The 22,818-nt window shown below is 53.3% G+C and carries 13 protein-coding genes; 9 read left to right on the plus strand and 4 right to left on the minus strand.

The annotated features are described in order from the left end of the window. Positions 1-2,013 (plus strand): acetyl-CoA carboxylase biotin carboxylase subunit, encoded by a 2,013-nt coding sequence (locus FCL47_RS14320; protein WP_136814206.1) that lies wholly within the window; start codon positions 1-3, stop codon positions 2,011-2,013. A 226-nt stretch (positions 2,014-2,239) separates the two neighbouring features. On the opposite strand, the gene FCL47_RS14325 is transcribed toward FCL47_RS14320, so the two are convergent. From FCL47_RS14325 to FCL47_RS14340, 4 genes are read right to left on the minus strand one after another with little or no spacing between them, the layout of a single operon-like run. Then, positions 2,240-2,866, minus strand: coding sequence for a TetR family transcriptional regulator (locus tag FCL47_RS14325; protein ID WP_136814207.1), 627 nt, complete (start codon positions 2,864-2,866; stop codon positions 2,240-2,242). Between the two features lie 14 nt (positions 2,867-2,880). Next, positions 2,881-4,308 carry an efflux transporter outer membrane subunit gene (locus FCL47_RS14330; RefSeq protein ID WP_136814208.1) on the minus strand — a complete coding sequence of 476 codons (1,428 nt, stop codon included), beginning with the start codon at positions 4,306-4,308 and terminating at the stop codon, positions 2,881-2,883. A gap of 5 nt (positions 4,309-4,313) precedes the next feature. After that, positions 4,314-7,454: an efflux RND transporter permease subunit gene (locus FCL47_RS14335; protein ID WP_136814209.1), complete on the minus strand. Its 3,141-nt coding sequence runs from the start codon at positions 7,452-7,454 to the stop codon at positions 4,314-4,316. A gap of 3 nt (positions 7,455-7,457) precedes the next feature. After that, on the minus strand, positions 7,458-8,663 hold the full coding sequence (locus FCL47_RS14340; protein ID WP_136814210.1) for an efflux RND transporter periplasmic adaptor subunit: 1,206 nt from the start codon (positions 8,661-8,663) through the stop codon (positions 7,458-7,460). A 999-nt stretch (positions 8,664-9,662) separates the two neighbouring features. Here FCL47_RS14340 and FCL47_RS14345 point away from each other — a divergent pair. The 8 genes from FCL47_RS14345 (at position 9,663) to FCL47_RS14380 (ending at position 22,801) form a co-directional block, all read left to right on the plus strand. Continuing rightward, on the plus strand, positions 9,663-12,590 hold the full coding sequence (locus FCL47_RS14345) for a peroxidase family protein (protein WP_205747329.1): 2,928 nt from the start codon (positions 9,663-9,665) through the stop codon (positions 12,588-12,590). 14 nt (positions 12,591-12,604) lie between these two features. Next, positions 12,605-13,642: a catalase family protein gene (locus FCL47_RS14350; RefSeq protein ID WP_136814211.1), complete on the plus strand. Its 1,038-nt coding sequence runs from the start codon at positions 12,605-12,607 to the stop codon at positions 13,640-13,642. Further along, positions 13,639-14,091 (plus strand): hypothetical protein, encoded by a 453-nt coding sequence (locus FCL47_RS14355; protein ID WP_136814212.1) that lies wholly within the window; start codon positions 13,639-13,641, stop codon positions 14,089-14,091. The genes FCL47_RS14350 and FCL47_RS14355 overlap by 4 nt, the downstream gene beginning before the upstream one ends. Before the next feature lie 53 nt (positions 14,092-14,144). Continuing rightward, complete coding sequence (locus FCL47_RS14360; RefSeq protein ID WP_136814213.1) at positions 14,145-15,449, plus strand: hypothetical protein; 1,305 nt, start codon at positions 14,145-14,147, stop codon at positions 15,447-15,449. Positions 15,450-15,464: 15 nt separating this feature from the next. Continuing rightward, positions 15,465-16,991, plus strand: coding sequence for a peroxidase (locus tag FCL47_RS14365; RefSeq protein WP_136814214.1), 1,527 nt, complete (start codon positions 15,465-15,467; stop codon positions 16,989-16,991). Further along, on the plus strand, positions 16,988-18,184 hold the full coding sequence (locus tag FCL47_RS14370; RefSeq protein ID WP_136814215.1) for a catalase family protein: 1,197 nt from the start codon (positions 16,988-16,990) through the stop codon (positions 18,182-18,184). Before FCL47_RS14365 ends, FCL47_RS14370 begins: the two co-directional genes overlap by 4 nt. Before the next feature lie 21 nt (positions 18,185-18,205). Next, positions 18,206-19,804 carry an IPT/TIG domain-containing protein gene (locus FCL47_RS14375; RefSeq protein WP_136814216.1) on the plus strand — a complete coding sequence of 533 codons (1,599 nt, stop codon included), beginning with the start codon at positions 18,206-18,208 and terminating at the stop codon, positions 19,802-19,804. A 120-nt stretch (positions 19,805-19,924) separates the two neighbouring features. Further along, positions 19,925-22,801 (plus strand): peptidoglycan-binding protein, encoded by a 2,877-nt coding sequence (locus FCL47_RS14380; RefSeq protein ID WP_205747330.1) that lies wholly within the window; start codon positions 19,925-19,927, stop codon positions 22,799-22,801. The last annotated feature ends 17 nt before the right edge of the window (positions 22,802-22,818 follow it).

The raw sequence follows: 22,818 nt of genomic DNA on the forward strand, positions 1-22,818 counted from the left end.
ATGTTCAATAAAATACTGATCGCCAATCGCGGCGAAATTGCTGTTCGGGTCATACGTACCTGCAAGGCCATGGGGATCGGCACCGTCGCTGTCTATTCGGAACCGGATTTCAGGAGTGTCCATGTCATCAAGGCCGATGAGGCCGTATTGCTGGGCGGGGCCAGGCCCTCCGAGTCGTATCTGGCAATTGATAAAGTCATCGACGCGGCACTTGCCACCGGCTGCCAGGCCATCCATCCCGGTTATGGTTTTTTATCGGAAAACCCTCTCTTTGCTGAAAAAGTGGTCGCCGCCGGATTGACCTTTATCGGGCCGCCCGCCGAAGTTATTGCCTCCATGGGCGATAAAATAGCCGCCAAGAAACTGGCCATCATCGCCCAGGTACCGACCGTTCCAGGCCATAGTGAGCCGGTTGTTTCCCTGGAAGAAGCATTGTCTGCCGCAGACGTTGTCGGCTTTCCCATTCTGCTGAAACCTGCAGCCGGAGGCGGCGGCAAGGGCATGCGGATCGTTGAGCGGATCGAAGAAATGGCCTCTGCTTTAAAGCTCTGCCAGCAGGAGAGCCTGAAATCCTTCAGCGACGACCGGATTTTTGTCGAACGCTACATCAGAAAACCCCGCCATATTGAGATCCAGGTTATCGCCGACCAGCATGGCCATGTGGTGCACCTGGGCGAGCGCGAGTGTTCCATTCAGCGGCGCTATCAAAAAATCGTTGAGGAATCTCCCTCCTGCGCCCTCGATCCTATCCTTAGGGAAAAGATGGGGACGCTTGCCTGTGAACTTGCCAGACGCGCCGGCTATGTCAACGCCGGCACGGTGGAATTCATCCTTGATGAGAACGGCGAATTCTTTTTCCTGGAAATGAACACCCGTCTGCAGGTCGAGCATCCGGTCACCGAGCTGGTCAATTCCATGGATCTGGTCGAACTGCAGCTGCGTATCGCCGCGGGCGAAGCCCTGCCCTTTAGTCAGAATGACATCGCCCTGACCGGCTGGGCCATGGAGGTGCGCGTCTGCGCCGAGGATCCGCAGCGTGGTTTTGTGCCCTCCATCGGTCTGATTACCCGATATGCCGCACCCCGGGGCAAGAACGTGCGGGTCGATTCGGGTTTTGATGCGGGTAGTACCGTCAGTGTCTATTATGATCCGCTCCTGGCCAAGGTCATTACCTGGGGTGAAAACCGCGAGGAAGCCCGCAGGCGGATGGTTCAGGCCTTGAATGGCTATCATATCGAGGGGATCTTTACCAATATCGATTTTGCCAACCAGGTGCTGACGCACCCGGTATTCATCAAGGGCGAACTCTCCACCGATTTTATTCCGACCTATCTGCTGGATGAAAAAAGCAGAATCGCCCCGCCGGATGAGGTCTTGACATCTATGGCCACGGCAACCACCCTGATCTATCATCTGCGGGAAAATCTGGTCCAGAAGTCGCTCCTGCCGCTGAAAGCCAAAGTCGGTGTCTCCTCGGCCTCTAAAACCCATTATGATTATGTCGCCAAGTGCGACGACCATGTTTTTCATATCCGGCTGGAAAATAAAGATGAAGACCTGCAATGGCTGGTGCGCGTCGATGAGAAGGTCTACCTGGTCACCATTCCGCCTATGGAATTTTACCGGCGTCGGTTGAAGCTGAACATTGATGGGGAAGATGCTTTTTTCCGCCTCAAATACAGTGGCAATTTCATTGAAGCTGCTTTTTGCGGGGCGACCTCCTCCTTTGAGATTTATAACCCCCGCGAGTGGGCCCTTGCCGGTTTTATGCCGCAGCCGGTCGAAAAGGCAACCGGCAATATGCTTGACTGCCCAATGCCCGGTCTGGTGGTGGATGTCAAAGTCAAGGCCGGTGAGCGGGTCTTTCGCGGCCAGGAACTGATTATTTTAGAGTCGATGAAAATGGAAAGTGCGGTTTCTGCACCGGCTGACGGGGTGGTTGAATCCGTCTGTGTGCAGCAGGGTGATGCGGTGGAAACAGGGACGGTTCTGGTGCATTTTAAAAAGGACTGAGTAGCAACGATTGTGAAAATCTTGTAAAAAGTCCAGTCTCAAATTGGCTGAGCAGATAAGGGCGGACTTCCAAAACCTTCACCGGCGCGGCGTACTCTTTTTCTATCGTTTCGGCGTATTCAGGTACGTCGTAATGATAGAAAAATTGAAACCCAAGGGCACATCTAAGGGTGCACAGCGAAGCAGATGAAGAGTACTCTACCCTTGGGGCGTTTCTACAACGTCATCAACGATTGAAACTGCTGCGCAGCATATGTGTCAATCCAGTAAGCAAAACCGGCAGCTCCTGATCGACATCCAGCAACCCGGGAAACATGATGTAGTTGTTGACCAATCCGTCGATATAAGCAAGGGTGGCAATGCTGGCCAGGCGAACATTGAGGTTCTCCGGCAGCTGGCCCTGAGCTATTGCATTACGGAGAATGTTTTCGATTTTTCGCTGCCCTTCGATATGGCAATTAACCCGATGCATATGCAGTGTGCCCGTATCTTCCACCGTTTCACATTTGCTGAATAAAATCTGGCAGAGCTGTAACTGCCGGGAGTCCTCTTGCAGGCTTTTGAAAAATGCGAGATGTGTTTGGAGTAACTTGCCGAGAGGGTCTGGTTCATCCGGGTTCTCGATTGCCTGGTTAATGGGCTCAAAAGGCAGGAGGAGCTGCTCCCAAAGCGCACTGAGCAGATCCTCCTTGTTCTTGAAATGCCAGTAAATGGCCCCTCTGGTCACGCCCGCTTCTTTGGCTATATTGGCCAGAGTGGTGCGGGAGACCCCCTTAACTGAAAAAACCTGCAGTGCGGCATCCAGTATAGCCTCTCGGGTTTTTAAGGCATCTTCCTTCGTTCTTCGCGCCATAATATTCCCTTACGCTATTTTGTCTGTTCATGCCAACCGCCGCCTAAAACCTTGTAAAGGTTTACCTGGTTGGCAAGCTGGGCAAGATTCAGGCTCAGATAATTCTGCCTGGAGCTGTAAAGGGAACGCTGGGCATCCAGCAGGACGAGGAAACTGTCAACTCCCTGCTGGTAGCGCTCCCTGGCAAGAGCATAATAATCTTCATTTGCCTGCAGATTGGCTTTCTGTGCACGGACTTGATCCTTGTATGTGTCTCGGGCGGTAAGTGCGTCAGAAACCTCACGAAAAGCCGTCTGTATAGCTTTTTCATACCGGGCGATAAAGATATTTTTTTTGATTTTTGCGACATCGAGCTCGGCCTGTAATCGGCCTGCAGTAAAGATCGGCAGACTGATGGTCGGTGAAAACAGCCATGAACCTGAGCCGCCGTCGAAAAGGCCGGAAAGGTCAGAGCTGATTACTCCGGCACTGGCGGTGAGGCTGACGGTCGGAAAAAAGGCGGCTCTGGCAGCCCCGATATTGGCGTTGGCCCCCTTTAATTCATGCTCCGCCGCCATGATATCGGGCCGGTCCAGCAATACTGTGGACGAAAGCGTCGATGGCATGACGGAAAGCGGTGCCAGATCATTGAAGGATCGTGTTGTATTCAGTACTGTTTCCGGGAGTGATGTACCTGTCAGCAGGGTGAGGTAATGCAGGTCCTGGGCTACCTGCCTCCGGTACAAGGCCAGATTAGCTTTTACTGTTTCCAGGCTGGTCCGGGCCTGCGCCAGGTCAAGTTTGTTGGCGATGCCAGCTTGAGTGCGCTGTTCAATGAGAGCGTAGGATTCCTCTTCATTTTTTCTCGTATCCTCTGAAATCCGCAGAAGTTCCCTGTCGGTGAGCCAGGTAAAGTACGATCTGGCGACTTCTGCAACCAGGCTGATGGTTGCGCTTTTATAGGTTTCCTGCGTTGCCAGGTACTGTTCAAGCGCCTGGCCCTTGAGATTTCGGATACGACCGTAAAGATCGAGTTCATAGGCAGTCGTACCAACTTCGAGGGCATACGCCTCGCTGGTATAACGGGTTGATCCGCTGAGACTGCGTTGCTTCATACCATAACCGGTTCCCTCAATGGTCGGCAGCAGTACTGAACGTTGGATGCGGTACTGGGCCTGGTATGTTTCAATATTCAGGGCTGTCTCGCGTAAGTCACGGTTATTGGCAAGTGCCGTTTCGATGAGGGTCTGCAGGAGGGGATCAGTGAAAACATCGCGCCATCCGAGATCGGATACTTTTGTGAACTGCTGATCTGCTTTGCCGTTTTTTACCGTTGCCATCTCAGCGCCTGGAATGGTTTCGGCCACAGGCAGCGTCGGGCGCAGGTAATCGGGTGCCATGGAGCATGCGTTCAACATGAGCAGTAATATCCCTGAAGCCATTGTTTTTGTAGGTAGATTCATGTGTATCAGCCCTCCTGGGACAAAACGGCAACATTCTGCTTCGCCTGTCTTTTTCTAAATAATTTCATAACGACAATAAAAAACAGAGGGATGAAGGCTATTGCCAGAATTGTTGCCGACAGCATACCGCCAAAAACACCCGTTCCAATGGCATGCCTGCTGTTGGCACCGGCGCCCGTACTGATTACCAGGGGAAAAACCCCAAGCATAAAGGCAAATGATGTCATAAGGATAGGGCGGAGCCGCATCTTGCAGGCCTCGACAGTCGCCTTGACGAGATCCATTCCCTCATCATGGAGCGACTTGGCAAACTCAACGATCAGGATAGCATTTTTCGCCGACAGACCTATCGTCGTCAAGAGTCCCACCTGGAAATAGACATCGTTTTCCATACCGCGTAAATACGCAGCTGCCAGGGCGCCGAGTACCCCGAGAGGTACAGCCAGCATGACCGAAAACGGCACGGTCCAGCTTTCATACAAAGCAGCCAGGCAGAGAAAAACTACGAGTATGGAGATTGCATAGAGCGCCGGCGCCTGGGAGCCGGACTGTTGTTCCTGAAATGACGTCCCGGTCCATTCATAGCCAATACCGCTCGGGAGCTGGGACACTAGCTGGTCTATCGTTTTCATGGCATCGCCACTTGACTTGCCTGGTGCCGCCTCGCCCATGATCTCAACAGCCGGGTTGCCGTTATACCGTTCCAGCCTTGGTGAACCAAAACTCCAATGACCGCTGGTAAAGGTTGAAAACGGAACCATTCCGCCACTGCTGTTACGAACATACCACTGTTTAATGTCTTCAGGCTGCATACGGTACGGCGCATCGGCCTGGAGGTACACTTTCTTTATTCGACCATTATTAATAAAGTCATTCACATAGTTTGATCCCCAGGCGGTGGACAGGGTGGTGTTGATAGTATTGACCGTAATCCCCAGAGCCATGGCCTTCTCATAGTCGATATCCACGTTGTACTGTGGGGTGTCTTCCATACCGTTGGGCCGGACACGGGTGAGATTAGGATTTTGCGCTGCCATGCCAAGCAGCTGATTTCTCGCCTCGATCAGTTTTTCATGGCCCAGTCCGGCACGATCCTGCAGATAAAAATCAAAGCCGGTTGACGAGCCGAGTCCCTGGATGGCGGGAAGATTGAAGGCGTATATCTGCGCTTCTTTGATGGTTTGAAAATATCCCATGGCTCTGGCGAGAATCCCATTCACCGACTGGTCCTTGTTTTTCCGTTCACTCCAGTCTCTCATTTGTGCAAATACCAGGCCCATGTTCTGTCCGGTTCCGGCAAAACTGAAACCCGCTACCGTAAAGGCTGACACGATGTTGTTACTTTCTTCTGTCAGGTAATAGTTACGTACTTTGTCGAGTACATCCTGTGTCCTCTGCTGCGTTGCCCCTGTTGGCAGCTGTACCATGGTGAGGAAAACACCCTGGTCTTCACTGGGAAGAAAGGATGTCGGCAGCTTGGTGAAGAGAAAAACCATGCCGCCGATAAGGAGAACATAAATCAGGCCGAACCTGCCTGATCGTTTAATAATATAGGCGACACTGCTGGTGTAGCGTTCGGTATTGCGGGTGAACATCCGGTTGAACCAGCCGAAAAAGCCTTTCTTTTCTGCATGGTGACCGGGTTTTATTGGTTTCAGCATGGTGGCGCAGAGCGCCGGCGTGAGGGTCAGAGCGACAAAAACCGAAAGGGCCATCGCCGAAACAATGGTCAAGGAAAACTGCCGGTAGATTGCCCCGGTGGAACCGCCAAAAAATGCCATGGGGACAAAGACGGCGGATAGTACCAGAGCGATACCAACCAGAGCGCTGGTGATCTGGTCCATCGACTTGCGGGTTGCCTCCAGTGGCGACAATCCTTCGTTGGCCATGATCCGCTCCACGTTTTCAACGACAACAATGGCATCATCGACCAGCAACCCAATGGCCAAGACCAGGCCGAACATGGTTAAGGTATTTATGGAAAAGCCAAACGCTGCCATGATCCCAAAGGTACCGAGCAGAACGACCGGCACGGCGATGGTCGGGATGAGTGTCGCTCGAAAATTCTGCAGAAAGAGAAACATAACCAGAAAAACCAGAATTATCGCCTCCACCAGGGTATTGGCCACTTCTTCAATGGAGATCTTGATAAAGGTGGTGGTGTCATAGGGATAGACAATTTTGACCCCAGCCGGAAAATACGGCTGCAACGCCGCGAGTTTATCACGAACCGCCTGGGCCGTATCCAGGGCATTGGCACCGGTGGCCAGCATTATGGCCAGACCGGCCGCGGGTTGACCGTTGAAAGTTGTTACCGAATCATAGGTTTCCCCGCCGATTTCAATCCGTGCGACGTCTCGCAGTCGGATCTGCGACCCGTCTGTGTTGACCTTGAGGAGGATATTGGCGAATTGCTCCGGTGAACTCATCTTCGTCTGCGCGATCATACTGGCGCTTATCTGTTGGCCGGCAACGGAAGGCGTTCCCCCCAGATCACCCACCGCCACCTGGTTGTTCTGGGCCGAGATGGCTGCACTGACGTCACCCGGCGTCAACTGATAGCTGTTGAGCTTGTGCGGGTCAAGCCATATGCGCATGGCATACTGGCCGCCGAAGATGCGGATGCTGCCGACTCCCTCCGTGCGGCTCAGGGGATCTTTCAGGGTGGACGCCATGAAATCGGTCAGATCGTTCTTGTCCATATTGCCATCTGTCGAAATAAGCCCGACGACCATCAAAAAGGTCGAGTTGGACTTGGCTACCTGCAGACCCTGTTGCTGCACCTCCTGGGGAATCTGGCTGGTTACCTGCTGCAGTTTGTTCTGCACCTGTACCTGGGCAATATCCGGGTCTGTACCTGCTTGAAATGTCAGGGTAACGGTAACCGATCCCGTCGATGAACTCTGCGAACTCATATAAAGGAGGTTGTCGAGGCCGTTCATGTTCTGCTCGATGACCTGGGTGACACTATCTTCAATCGTCTTGGCTGAAGCACCGGGATACTTGGCGGTAATGGTTACCGCCGGCGGCGCAATCTCCGGATACTGTGATATTGGCAGGCGAATGATAGAAAGTGCGCCTGCCAGCATAATAACAATTGCTATAACCCATGCAAAAATGGGCCTGTCTATGAAAAATCTGGCCATGATTTACTCCGCTTGTTTAACTGGGGCTGAGGGTTTTGTCTTTTGGGCAATCTGACCTGACAAGGAACTCTGCTGCTCAGTAGCCTTGACAGGAACGCCTGGCCTGATTTTCTGAAGACCTGCGGTGATCACCTGATCTCCAGCCACCAGTCCTTCATTGACTAAAACTTTATCCCCAATGTTCTGCGCGCTCTCTATGATGCGACTTTCAACAATGGACTGGCTGTTCACCAGCATCACAACCGCCTGTCCTTTACTGTTTCGGCTGACGCTTGCGGCAGGCACAAGAAGCGCCTCCTGTCTCGTGCCTGTGGCAATTCGCGCTCGAACAAACATCCCGGGCAGTAATTCTTCGTCAGGGTTGGCGACAACGGCACGCAGGGTCACGCTTCCGGTGGATTGATCAACGGTTACATCTGAAAACTCAAGAGAGCCGGGCTGTCCGTATTCTGAACCATCTTCGAGCAGTATCGTTACTTTAGAATGTATATCTTCACTGTTCTTCGTTAAGCCAGAAGACAGGTTCTTTTTCAGCCGGAGCATTTCCGTGCTTGATTGGGTGACATCGATATAGAGTGGATCAAGCTGCTGGATTGTGGCCAGCGGGGCACTCTGCTGCGCGGTGACCAGAGCGCCTTCTGAAATCGTTGATTTACCGATTCGCCCGCTTATTGGCGCCGTCACCCGGGTGTACTCAAGATCAATCCGGGCGCTATTGACTGCTGCTTCGGCCGCAGCCACTTCGGCAACGGCCTGCTTCCAATTCGCCTCCATGTCGACCTGATCCATTTCGCTCACGGCTTTGGTGTGGATAAGCGTCTTATACCTCGCCGCTTTCAATTGAGCGGAATGTTCATTGGCTTTTGCCTTGGCCAGGGCTGCCTTGGCGCTGTCCAGTTTTGTCTGGTAGATCGCCGGATCAATCTGATAAAGAATGTCCCCGGCGTTTATTTTGCTCCCTTCGGTAAACAGCCGTTTTTTGACGATACCGTTCACCTGTGGACGTACCTCTGCCACCCGATATGCGGCAGTGCGCCCCGGCAGTTCCGCCTCAAGATTCACTGGTTGGGGCTTGAGAGTGACTATGTTGACCTCAACTGGAGCCTGTTTCGTCATTGGCGTTGCAGCGTTGTCTTTACAGCCGTTCAGCAGGGTGACGGCCAGTATGATGGTCGGGAAAATGAAGGTTTTATTTTTAAATTTCAACATGTTCGTCCTATTAGTTTTGGGTCATGGAAATGCAATAACAGAATACAGTTTCATCTCATGCTATCGAAGTCGACAAAGATATATACATGCATGGTTGTATGCAAGAGGATTTTTTGATATTCAAAAGAGATGAAAGTAACCAATTGTTATTGTGCTGTTTTTATTTTAGTAGTCAGGCAAGTGTTTTCCGCTGGATGGCTGGGATCAAGCCCCCAGGGATGGGTTTATGGCATCCGGAGCAAAGGGCACACCTCTCCCCATACCGCTGAGTATTAGTGGTCGTCACATAGAAATATCGTTGCAATGGCAGAGATTATGCTTATAGATTTTGTATCTCTTACAAAGTTAGGGAGAGCTTATAGATGTGACGCAAAGAGTGTCTGTGAGGTGCGATTATTATGGCCGATTCTCATTGGAAAAGAGGAAGTCATTGCCAAGACCTCGCAGACGTGCGGCAAAAGAGTTATCCTGCCATTTTTAACGAGACTTTGTTCGATTCTCCTTTGTTACCTTGCCTTTCTCCTGATCTGGGATGTCTGTCTTGTCTTAAGCGTTCACGTTTATGCATGGCACTTCCCCCGCGCATCAGGTCGTCCATATATGATATGAAAACAAAGCAGAGGAAGCGTAATGCTGCAGCCTGGCGTGACTCTCTTTGTTTTACCAATGCTCGAAATCTGGTTTTAATAACAATATAGGATAATTATTTCATAGCAGTTCGCCCCGATAGACATCGATCATTGGTTAGTACCTTACAGATTTTTTCCTTGTTTTTCTGCAGGAAAACAATCTGCCTCAGGGTACTTAAGCCGGCTTTCTTCCCGTTCATCGGGGTTACTTTTCCATTGACACTTTCCAAAAGGAGAGCAGCATGGCTCCTGAGGGAAAAACGCAGGTTTGCTGTGTTACGGATATAACAGTTTCGAATTGCATCGGCTTTGCTTATGAGGTCAAGCGATTGTAGCCGAATACCTCCAATATCATAAAAAGGGCAGAAAAATGAGCAATAACATCCCTTCAATTATACTCCGAATTACTGTTTTTCTCTGTGCGCTGTCACCGTTGCTCTTTGGCTATACCATGAATGTCCAGGCGGAAAGTGAAACACAGGCCTGCATCGAAGCCGCCAAGCGTGGCTTGCTGGAGGTGCCGGATGACCGGTCACAGCGTTTTTTAGGCAAGGTGCAGCAGGACACGGCTCTCTGCCGCGGTGGGGAAAAGGCCGTGAAATATCGCCAGACCCCCTGGGTAGACTGGCAGAATTATTATGGGGCCGGCGATGCTTCCTCCAGAAAAGAAGGAGCTGAGGCCATTACCCAGATAGGCAAACATCTGAAGCCGAACGGCCGCGGCATTGATGGTGCTCTTCTCGATCTGGAGTTCCAGCGCATCGAGCTGATCAAATTCAATCTCTTTGATCAGAATACCTATGAAGAATATGTGCTGGGCCGAAACGGCCAGCCTGGCCCGACGCTGAAATATTGGGATGCAATGCGTCTGCCTCCTGACAATAAATATTATCAGGACGTCGGCGGCGATGGCAGGCAGCTGTGCAGAGGGCCGTTGATCACAGCCCGAACCCTGGACGGCATCTGCAATGATTTAATCAACCCCTTGATGGGCTCGACCGGTATGCCGTTTGGTCGAAACATGCAGTTTGATACGACGTTTCCGCGACTTGGCCTGAATGAGCTGACCAAAAACCGGCATGGCGACCGAATCGGGTTGCTCAAACCGGACCCGCAGCTGATAAGCCGGGAATTATTTACGCGCCAGCAGACTGCAGGCAATGGCTGTAACCAGGGGCTGGGCGCTGCGGATTTTTCACCGAACGTCAACTGCGATTATATCAAGGCGCCATTCTTTAATGTCCTGGCGGCATTCTGGATTCAATTCATGACCCATGACTGGTTCTCGCACACCAATGAAGGCCGCAACGCACCTGAGTTGCAGCCCGTCGGTTGCACATCGGCACAGGCGCAGTCGCTTGGGTGCCGGGAAGGTGACCGCCGTGAACCGTCGCTCTATGCGGAAACCGCCACCCCGGGCACCTTTGCAGATGGTGGCGAAACCTATTTGAAACGTTCGCCGAAAACGACGAAAAACCTCGTCACGGCGTGGTGGGATGCCTCGCAGCTCTATGGCTTTGATACTCGCTCGCAAAAACGGGTGCAGCGCGACCCGAATGATTCGGCAAAATTACTGCTGATCGACAATTATCTCCCCTTAATGCCGGCCTGCGGGAACTATTCGGCAGACTGCCCGGTGCAACCCCAGTGGCAGGGCCAGGAAGTCGCTGCTTTCCCGGATAACTGGAACATCGGCATGAGTTTTTATCATAACCTCTTTACCCGTGAACATAATTACTTTGTCGAAAAATTTCGCGAGCAGCAGAAGCTGACTCCTGAAGCGGATTCGGGACTTCGTGACCCGGATACTCCACAAAAATTGATTGCCTACAAAGATGTTGATAACGAACGTCTGTATCAGGTCGGCCGACTGGTGATTGCTGCGGAGATCGCCAAAATACACACCATTGAATGGACCACCCAGCTGCTCTATGATGAACCTCTCTATGCCGCCATGAACTCCAACTGGTTCGGTTTGTTCAATCTGGAAGAAGACCGGGTCTCCACGCTCCTGCGACATCTTCTCCATCAGGACCAGAATTTTTTCAGTCGGATATCTGGGAAAATGGCTGGCTGGTTTTCCAGTTCCCAGGATGCCAGAAAAGCCAATTCCCTCTATTCGGTCTTTGCCTCCGGGGCGGGGATTTTAGGTCTCGGCAGTAAAAAACCCGAGGGTCTTCTCTGGTGGGAGCATGATGGCTGGGATTTGGCCAACCTCGAGGAGGATGTCAACGGCGGCGTGAATCATTTTGGATCGCCCTTCAATTTCCCGGAGGAATTCACCTCCGTATATCGTCTCCATGCCCTGGTACCTGACCTGATTGAATATCGGCAAAAAGAAAATCCCAATGCCATCAGCCTGAAGATTCCGGTGTTTGCCACCATACGAGGCGATGCGACCAAACAGATGCATAGCCGGGGGATCGACAACTGGGCACTCAGTATGGGACGGCAGCGTCTTGGGGTGCTGCATCTGCAGAATCTGCCGCTGTTTCTGCAAAACCTGCCGATGCCGCATCTGGATTCACCCACCAAAAAACTCGATATCGTGGCTCTCGATCTGATCCGGGACCGTGAACGCGGCATTCCCCGGTTTAATGAATTTCGTCGCCAGATCGGCTTGAAGAACCTGACCGGTTTTGATGATTTTGTTGACCTGCATCTCACCAAGGACAACCCGTGGCGCCAACAACAGGAAGCAAATGTCAAGAAACTGCGGGAGATCTACGGAACCCACACCTGTGATGCCGGTAAGATTATCTCCAAGGCGCAGCGTGGTGAAGACGGCAAGTATATCAACGATTGCCTGGGCCATCCGGATGGCTCGGTGGTGGACAACATTGAAGATGTCGACAATATTGTCGGCTGGTTGTCTGAATATACCCGGCCGCACGGTTTCGCCATTTCCGAAACGCAGTTCCAGATTTTCATCATTAATGCATCGCGCCGATTATTCAGCGACCGTTTCTTTACCTCCAGCTTCCGTCCGGAGTTTTATTCACGACTCGGCTATGACTGGGTAATAAATAATGGTCTGCTTTCTGAATGCCCTTATCCGCTCACGACCCAGAAGGATGGCAGCCAGACCTGCCTGGAGCCGAAAGAGATTAACGGCCATATTATGGCGGTTACGCCGCTCAAGCGGTTGTTAATGCGAAATATCCCCGAGCTGAAGGATGAACTCATGGAGGTAAAAAATGCGTTTGATCCCTGGGCAAGGGATCGGGGGGAATACTATAGTCTTGACTGGAAACCCCGGCCGGGAGCGGAATCGGACCCGGCATTTTCAACAAAATAATTGAGGTTGAAACCATGAATACGAAGCATATAGCAGCGGAGTATCTTTCGCCTCAAACCGTATTCGACGACAGCGAAGTGATCCTCTCCGAAAATGATGGCGAGAAAACGGCGATCGACCTGCTGGGAGCTGAGATGGCCGAGCGCATCGAGGCCATCATCCTGGCTGAGAAGAAAAATAATATTATTCCCAGATTCAACCAGCCGAAAACCGTCGCCTGCGTCCAGGCAGAATTCCATGTGCACGAGAATGTTCCGAGTGCCTTGAAACATGGCCTTTTTGCCTGTCCGGGCAGCTATCCGGCGATGCTGCGGTTTGCCAACGCCACCAACAGCGATGACTCGAAAAAAGATATTCGCGGCCTGTCGATCAGGGTATCTAATGTGCAGGGGCCGGTGCTCTGGGGCCAGCCCGGCTGCCAGGATTTCCTGCTCAACAGTTACCCGGCACTGTTTGTCGCAACCCCGGAGGAGTTCCTCGATTTTATCCGCGCACGCCAGGAGAACAAAAAAGTCCAGTTTTTCCTCAATCCCGCCCGTCTCCACCTGAAATCCCTGTGGATCGTCATGAAGGCCAGTAAACATCACGCAAGTCCGCTGGATATCCGTTACTGGAGCACGGTTCCCTACTGTCTGGGGGAAGCGGGTGGACAGATTGTCAAATACTCCGTCACCCCCTGTTCAGAGTATACCACAACCCAGGTGGTCGAAGCGGGGGAAAACCAGCTGCGTGCGGCGCTCAAGGCCCATCTGCAGCGAGCACCGGCGCGTTTTGATTTCGGAGTGCAGATCCAGACAAACCCGGATACCATGCCCATCGAAGATGCATCGGTTATCTGGGACGAAAAACAATCGCCTTTCCAGACGGTCGCGACCCTGACCATTAAAAACCAGCAGTTTGACAGTCCCGAATTACTGGCAAGCTGCGAACGCAGCAGCTTTAATCCCTGGCAATGTCTGGCCGCACACGCACCGGTCGGCCGGATGAATGCCGTTCGTCGACTGGTCTATGAAAGGGCGGCCAGACTGCGTAACAAGGAGGAACCGTCATGAACAGTACCGTGAAGATGTGGCTCGGCAAGTCCCGGGAGGAACTTGATGCAATATACCGCAATGCCGAACCCGGCAACATTCCTGAAGGCGACACACGCGGAACGGCCATCCTGGCAGGTTCGGTCTTTGCCAAAATTGTCGCTTTTTTAGCCGGAGTTTTTGCCTGGCAGGGCAAAATATTCGATCTTTTTTCGTCGGATCGTCAGGCAGGCGTCCTCGTCAACAAGATAACCCCCTTCAGCCTGACCTTTATTGTTGCCAAGGTTTACCGCGACAAAAGCTGGCTGGATGGCAAAGATACGATTGTTATCGATTATTCTAAAACCTCTTTTTTTGCCAGAGTCATCCGAGACGAAATCAGGGAGGTTGAGCCCGGTGTGTATCTCGGCAAGGTGTGGTGGGGGAAGAAACGTATCCTCGATTTTGCCCTGACGCAGGCGGTTCATTAAAAAACAATACCGACCCATCAACGAAGCAACCATGCAGTCTTAAGGTGACATCCATGATGCCGCAATCAACCTTCATGATAAGCGCGGTGATCCGTCAGGGGCAGATGGAGACCCTGCGGGCACTTTTGCGCACGATGAACGAGGGGGTAGGCCATGCCGATCCGCGAAACAGCCTCATTCCCTTTGGCCGATTCGATCGTCTGCATGTCGCCCGACTGGTCATCCTGGAAGCAAGGACCGCCGACGAGATTAAAGCATACGGACTGGAGCCGTACGCGTGGCGTCCCACCCTGGTGTTTCTGGGCGATTTTGACGGGGAGCGCGATTCCTTTCTGGCAGAACTGGCAGGGCTGGCCGGTCCCGGGCTGGTCAAAATATTTTCCTGCTGTGAGGGGTTCGCTGACAACCCGGGGCAGCTGTTGCAATGGCTGAAAGAACATGATATTCGCCCCAAAGCCAATTACATAAACTGGATTGGTCGAACCGTCAGACAGGTACACGAAGAAGATGCCCTGCATCAAAGTCTTGCTGCCTGTTTGCCGGGGATCATCGATGCTGTCGGCAGGGAAAACTGCCGTGCTCTCAGGCAGAAACTGCTGTCGCATGTGGAACTGGAAAAGCAGGCGGGCCGGCTGAGCTTGACGGCGCCGGAACCGACCCCGATGGGCTGGAAAATCCGCAACCTGCTGCATAAGCTCGGAATCCCGCTGATTCTGCTGCTTGTATCGCCGTTGTTTCTGCTCGGTTCTCCCATTTTCTTCTGGCGCCTGCGGCAGCTTGAGCGGTCTGACCCCGATTTTTTCATTCGGCCGGACCGCGATCACATTCAGGAGCTGTCCGTCCAGGAAGACCGGGATGTCAGCAACCAGTTCAACGTATTCGGCGATGTCAAGCCGGGTCTCTTTCGTCTGCTGACGCTCAAGGTTTTGCTCCTGCTCCTCGACTACTCGGCCCGACATGTCTACAACCGCGGCTTTCTGACCCGGATACGAACCATCCACTTTGCTCGCTGGGTCCTTATGGATAACAATCGACGAATTTATTTTGCCAGTAACTATGATGGCAGCCATGAGGCCTATATGGACGATTTTATCAATAAGGTAGCCTGGGGCCTGAACCTTGTCTTCAGCAACGGCGTCGGCTACCCTCCAACGAGGTGGCTGGTTAAAGGCGGTGCAGAGCAGGAGCAGAAATACAAATATACCCTGCGACGGCATCAATTGCCTTCCGAGGTCTGGTATAAGGCCTACCCGGGATTGACCGCCTACGACTTGTCACGCAACAGCCGCATCCGCCAGGGAATGGAAATCCGCCAGGAAAGCGATGCGGAGATTCGCGAATGGCTGAGTCTGATCTGAGCGAGGAGAACGGCAATGAAAAATCCGACCGACTTTGACTTTCACGACCTGCAGGCACTTCTTCGTTTTGGCCATGGCCAATTAACCGAAAGCTGTTTCATGCTGCTCAATATTGCTGATCCGGCTGCGGCCAAAGAGTGGTTGCGCAGGGCACCGGTCAGCAGTGCGAAGGCGGTAAGCCCGATACCGACAACGGCCCTGCAGATCGCCTTTTCGGTTGAAGGGCTGCGTGTACTCGGCGTACGGGAGGAGGTATTAGCCGGGTTCTCCGATGAATTTATTGTCGGGATGACCGGCGATGAAAGCCGCTCCCGCCGTCTGGGCGATACCGGCAAGAATAGTCCGGAGTATTGGCAGTGGGGAAGTGATCCTTCGCAGGTTCCGCACCTTGTTCTCCTGCTTTATGCCCAAAAAGACGGCATGACGGCATGGCGGGAAACCATTGAGAATGATCGGTTTGCTGCAGCTTTTCAGCTGGTGCGGGTCCTGCCGACCGATGATCTGGAAGATATTGAACCGTTTGGCTTTACCGATGGCCTCAGCCAGCCGAGTATTGATTGGGAGGCCCGGCAGAGCACCGATCTGCATGATTGTGATCGGTATTCGAACAGGCTGGCAGTCGGGGAACTGGTTCTCGGCTATCCCAATGAATACGGTTTGTACACCACCCGGCCGCTTATCGATCCGCACGAAGACGAGTCAGCCGCTCTGCTGCCAGGTGCCGAAGATAATCCTTCGCTGAAAGATTTCGGGCGGAACGGCTCCTACCTGGTGATCCGCCAGCTGCATCAGGATGTTCCCGGTTTCTGGCAATATGTCGACCGGGAGGCCGGTTTTGTGCCGGCAAAAAGGGAACAGCTTGCGGCAAGCATGGTGGGGCGAAAACGTAACGGCACGCCTCTGGGACCGTTCGTTGCTGAGAATATCCCGGGAATTGCGCAGAATGATCCGGTCAATAATTTCACCTATGAAGACGATCCGGCGGGCCATAAATGTCCGATCGGGGCGCATATTCGCCGGGCCAACCCGCGGACCGGTGATTTTCCGCCAGGGGTTACCGGCTTTATCAGCAGATTCATTAAAATGTTTGGTTTTGGGCAGAGACGGCCGGATGAAGATCTGATCGCCTCCTCCCGCTTCCACCGGTTGTTACGGCGTGGTCGAAATTATGGGCCCATTCTCCCGCCGGAAGAGGCGATTAAACCGGATGCGCCGGAAGCTGAGCGCGGGCTGCAGTTTGTCGTGCTGGTGGCCAATATTTCCCGGCAGTTCGAATTTGTCCAGAACGCCTGGCTGGTGGGCACGGCCTTCGGTGGAGTGCAGCATGAGCGGGATCCGCTGCTGGGAGGCAGGGAGCCTTTGCCGGATGGGGGAACTGCCGATTCCTTCACCCGTCCCGATCCTGCCGGTCCCAGACAGAAGAGTTGTCAGTTGCCACAATTCGTCACCGTTGGCGGCGGCGGTTATTTTTTCATGCCCGGGCTGCGCGCGCTGCAGTATATCGCTGCATCGTCTTTAACTGGGAGTGACAAAAGCTCATGAAGATTACGACCCGAATATTGAAATCCCTGCATATTCTTCTTAACGAAGTATTACATATTGAACGGCGCTTTGAGCCGTTTTTTCGCCGCCGGTGGAACCAGCTGTTTCGCGAACCAAGCGCCGGGCTTATTCAGTATTTCATTAACCTGCAGCGAAAAGATGAAGGTCTGCAGCTGGCGGAGGAGAAAATAGCGCCGGACGAAAAGGAGAGCCTGGATGCCATAATCGATCTGATGGCCGACCAGATGCGCGGCCATTTCAAGCCGGGAGGCTATGAGCGGGGCGGCAACACCAAGACCCATGGCATTGTCCGGGCTATCGTGACCGTTCGTGACGATTTGCCGGAACGCTGCCGCAGAGGCATTTTCGCCACGCCGCGCAGCTATCCGGCGTATATTCGCTATTCCGGTCCCGGCCCGGACGTGCCCTCGGATATACGGGACGTTGGTTTTGCCAGTATGGCCGTAAAGCTTATGGATGTGCCCGGCGAAAAAATCATGGATGAGGAGAAGTTTACCCAGGATCTGATAACGGTCTGTACATCGACGTTCGTGACGCCCAACACCCGTGAGAATGCCAAATTGCAGTATTGGAGCCTGGTGGATATGCCGATCTACTATTTCCTCAATCCGAAAGATCCGCATATTCTCGATTTTTTGATGCAGGGCTTATGGAATGAGACCCAGTACAACCCGCTGGGACAGCGTTTTTATAGTTGTGTCCCGTATCTGCTCGGCGAGGGGCAAGCGATGATGTATTCGTTCGTGCCGAAAACCGAGGTGGAAACCAAAATTCCGGGCCTGCCTTTTGGCCGACCGCCTTTTAATTATCTGCGGGAAAACATGATCAAAACCCTCGATAAAAAAGATGTCGAATTTGATCTCATGATCCAGCTGCAAACCGACCCGCATCGTATGCCGATTGAAAACGCCGCCGTGCGCTGGCCGGAAAAACTGTCGCCTTTCATCCCGGCTGCCACTGTCCTTATTCCCAGACAGAAATTTGATTCCGAGGCGCAGTTTGCCTTTGCCAGGCGACTGAAAATGAATCCCTGGCATTGCCTGCCGGAACATCGGCCACTGGGCAACCAGAGTCGCGCCCGGTTGAGAATGTATTACGAATTGTCCAAATTTCGACAGGAAATGAATCAGACTACCCACCTCGAACCGACAGGAGACGAGGTGTTCGACTAGAACAGTCGGGAGGCGATAAAGATGAAAGGTCAGGCATTGAACACCAGGGTGGTGTTCGCAGTGTGTATGTTGACCCTTTGTATGTTTCTGATTTTTTATACTGCATGGCCTTTATTTGCCGCGGAGAACGGGTTCGAGATCATCCCTAAATGGGTGCGTCCCGACAGCAGTGTCACCGTAAAACTTGGACCGGAGGTCAATACTGCGGTAAAAATGTATCTGAGAATTTCCGGTCGTGCAACAGTGCGTGATTTTCCTCTGGATATAAGTCAGATGCGCAAACGGATTATCGAGATAAAAATTCCGGGAACCATACGCGCCGGAATTTATGAAACGTCACTGGTTGATGAAAACGGCAGGGACCTGGGAATCATTGGCTCCAGTCTGAAAATCGCCGCCTCGGAGAAAGCGGAAGAGAAGCCCGTTATCACAAAGATTGTGCCGGTAGCAAGTTATGCAACCAACGGCCGATATGATTTCGACATCATCGGAGATAATTTTGGTGATGATGTCCGGGGCATTAAGGTCTTGATAAATGACACAGTTTTCGTGTTCGATAACACCTTGCAGGGACATGCCGGGCAGGATTCAGTAAAAGATTGCGGCGAGAAGGTGCCATGTCTCATCTGGAGCTGGAAAAAACTCAAGATACGTGGTCTTTCGCTCAAGGGATTGCACCTCATTCGACCGATGACGGCATCACTTGAGATAGACGGCATCGAATCCAACCGGAAACCGCTCATCCTGTCACCTGTCTCGCGGGCAACCCCAGGTATAATCGCCTTTGCCGCTCTGGGTTGCTTAACCGCACTGGTGTATGTGCTGAGTCGGCGAAAGGCAGCTCAGTATCAGGCAAACGGTCGGTCATACAACGCTTTTGCCTATATCCTCATTGACCACGAGACCAATACCTACAGCCTGTCTCGGCTCCAGCTCATTCTCTGGTCGGCGGCGACCGTTGTCGCCTATATGTATATCGCCGCGTCGCAGTCGCTGGTGCAGTGGAACTGGTCGCTCTGCGACGTTCCTGAAAATTTGCCCATGCTGCTGGGCATTAGCGCTGGAACCACCGCACTTTCCCTCGGTACTACAGGTATGCGGGGAAGCAAAGGCGCCGGGACGATCCATCCGGAAGCGGGCGATTTTATAACCGCGGGGGGAGTGTTTGCGCCGGAACGGCTCCAGTTTTTTCTCTGGACGGTGATCGGGGTATTTGGTTTTGTCACCGCAACCCTGGCGCAGGACCCAGCCACTATGACCGATTTGCCTAGAATTCCGGATAGTTTTATCCCCCTCATGGGGGTCAGTTCCCTCGGATACCTGGCTGGAAAGGTTGCCAGAAAACCGGGGCCGATTATCACCCAAATAGAGCCACCGCCGCCGTTTGCTGCAGCCGGGACAACTCTTCGCATAATAGGGGAAGGTCTGTCCCCCCGCGCTCACGTAAGACTGAACGGCCAACGACTCCTGCCGGGTGAAATATCTGTTGCACCCGAGGCTCAACCTGACGAGGAGTTCGTGCGGGAGTTGATTTTAGACCCGGTGATTGTAGCGCCGGCGGTTCCAGGGGTTGCAGCTGTAAAGATCGTCAATCCAGACGGTCAAAGTGCTGAAAAATAACGGGGAGGATGCAGGGGATTGACACCTTGCGACCGACCGGGTCATGATACAAACGGACAGGTAAAAGAGATGTAGAGGCCGCAGAACCAGGATTATTGAACATTAAGGGGAGGATGGACGATGGAAACCGAGACAATAAAAAAGGTAGTGCTGATGCGGGACAATGGCGGCGAAGAAGTCGCCCGACTGAAAGTGGCCTTACTTAAAATGTTGGGCAACGACGCCGCCGCCTATAAAGGTTTGGCCGTCGGGGATGTATTCGATGCCGATACCGAGACGGCCCTGCGCGCCTGGCAGTCGAGCGTGGGTTTGGTGGCCGACGGCATTGCCGGGCCGCGCACTCTGGCTGCCCTTGGTATAGCCGAGCCCGCTCAATTTCCCGTTAAAATTGATAGTGATCTGGTTTGTAAGCTGTTCCCTTATACCAAAACTTCCAACATCGTCCAGAATCTCCCTTACGTAACCGCGGCGCTGGCGGCATTTGGCCTGACCAGTGTCGACATGATCTGTGTTGCGCTGGGCACCATCCGCGCCGAGACCGAGGGATTTGTGCCAATTGCCGAATATCCGTCTCATTTTAACACCTTGCCTGGTCAGGCGGCTTTTAGCGCATATGAGAACAGGCTTGGCAATAAAAACCCGGGTGATGGGGCACGATATCGCGGGCGAGGCTACGTACAGCTGACTGGACGGGAAAATTACCAGAAATTCGGCAAAGTGCTCGACGTACCCCTGGTGGAGAACCCGGACAGCGCCTGCGCTCCGGAAATTGCCGGTTGCCTTCTGGCGGCCTATCTCAATGCCAACAAGGAAAGGTTAGCCAAGGCGCTGGGCAAAAATAACCTGCGAGCTGCCCGCAAGGTTGTCAATGGCGGCAGTCACGGTCTGGATCGTTTCTCCGAGACGTTCCGCATGGCGCAACAGCAGTTTACGGTGCCCAGAACCCTCGCCGGCAAACCGGTTCAGGAGACTGCACTACCCGTGTCTGCTCGTCGTGCTGCCCTGAATGTGACGCCTGATACGACAGACCTGCGTGATCGCCCGTATTCACCGCCACCGCACTCACTGGCGAAGATATTTCCCGACGATGAAGATGTTAAGCAATTCATGGGGGCCTACACCCAGGCCGGACTCATCCTCAATCAGGGACAGGAAGGGGCCTGCACCGGTTTTGGCCTGGCCTGTGTGATCAATTACCTGCGCTGGCAATCCGCCGGAAGGCCTGATAAACTTGAATCAGCCAGCCCGCGCATGTTGTATAAATTTGCTAAACAGTACGATGAATATGAGGGAGAGAATTACGACGGCTCAAGCTGCCGTGGTGCACTCAAGGGCTGGTATCACAATGGTGTCTGCCTTGAAACCAAATGGCCTTATTCGGCGGGAGATAACGGCCTGCCTGCAGCAGGCTGGGACATCGATGCCCTCGAACAGACCCTTGGCGTCTATTACCGCATCGATCCCCAGGCCATCACCGATTTGCAGGCGGCGATACAGGAAGTCGGGGCGATCTATGTTTCCTGCTACACCCATAGAGGGTGGGAGACTGTCAAAACCAGTACGCAGCCGCCGGTTTCCCATGCCAGTCTGCCGGTGATCGATTATGACGGGAAACCGACACGCAGCGGTGGGCACGCTTTTGCCCTGGTAGGTTTCAACCGTGTTGGTTTTGTGCTCCAGAATTCATGGGGGTGCAAATGGGGAGCCGGCGGCTTTGCGGTCATCAGCTATGCTGACTGGCTCGCCCATGCCATGGACGTCTGGGTCGCGGCGATGGGTGTTCCCGGGGTGATCTCGGGTCGTCTGGCCGTCGGGACCCAGGGCGCCGGAAGCGCTGCATCCGTTGCTGCCGCCCATACCAACTGGTGGAACGAGGCGGTGGCCTACCAGCACAGCATTGTGCTGGGCAATAATGGTCGTGTCGAACGTTTCGATAAGCTGGACGGGGTTACGCGCACCTTGCAGAACCAGGCCTGCATTCTGCCGGACACCTGGTTTCGGCAGAATCAATATGCCAAAAAACGTCTGGTGCTCTACGCCCATGGCGGCCTGAACAGTGAAGACGCGGCGATAGGGCGCGCCCAGGCTATGGGACGGTATTTTCTCGGCAACGGCTGCTATCCGCTCTTTCTGGTGTGGAAAAGCGGTCTGCTCGAATCTCTGGGCGATATTCTGGCGGATAAGATCGAATCCGTCACTTCGGGCATGGCCGGAGGAGTGAGCGGCTGGGTTGCCGACAAGATCTCCGATCCGGTTATCGAAAAGACCATTGGCCGTCCGTTCGCCCGGCCGCTGTGGAGCGAGATGAAAGAAAATGCCGAACTGGCATCTGACGGCGGTCGGGGCGGCGATCTGCTGACCGACGCGCTCCATTCCCTCGCCAACAGCTGGGGCGACGAGTTTGAGCTGCATCTCATCGGTCATTCAGCCGGATCGATCATCCTGGGACGATTGCTGTCGCTGTTGGCCCGGAAAAATCTCATCGAAAGAGTCAAGACGGTTCATCTCTATGCCCCGGCCTGCACCGTCGCCTTTGCCAACCGCTACTATGCAACGCAGAAGGAGATCATGGACAGACTGTACCTGGACATCCTGGGAGACCAGCGCGAACAGGACGACAATGTGGCAAAGATCTACCGGAAATCCCTGCTCTACTTCGTCTCCAACGCCCTGGAGGCCGATCTGCGTATGCCTGTTCTCGGGCTTGCGAATGTGTACGATCCTATGTATTCCGGGTGGGACGGATCGTCTAGTACCGCGGAAACTCTCATCAACTGGCGGAGTGCCGCTGAAACCAGCAAGTTGCAGAAACGGTTGCATATTCACGATGAGGAGAAAATTATTACCCGGCGTCAGATCAGTGCTGATCTGCCGGAAAAATGGGAAAGCGCATCGCACGGCGGCTTCGATAACAATATAGATATCATCAGCAAAACGCTGGAACGAATCACCGGCGCGCCGGTTGCTTTTCCGGTCGATGATCTCGTTGGATTTTAAGGCTCGTCGCCTCAACC

This window comes from Desulfopila sp. IMCC35006, from assembly GCF_005116645.1.
Lineage (GTDB): Bacteria > Desulfobacterota > Desulfobulbia > Desulfobulbales > Desulfocapsaceae > Desulforhopalus_A.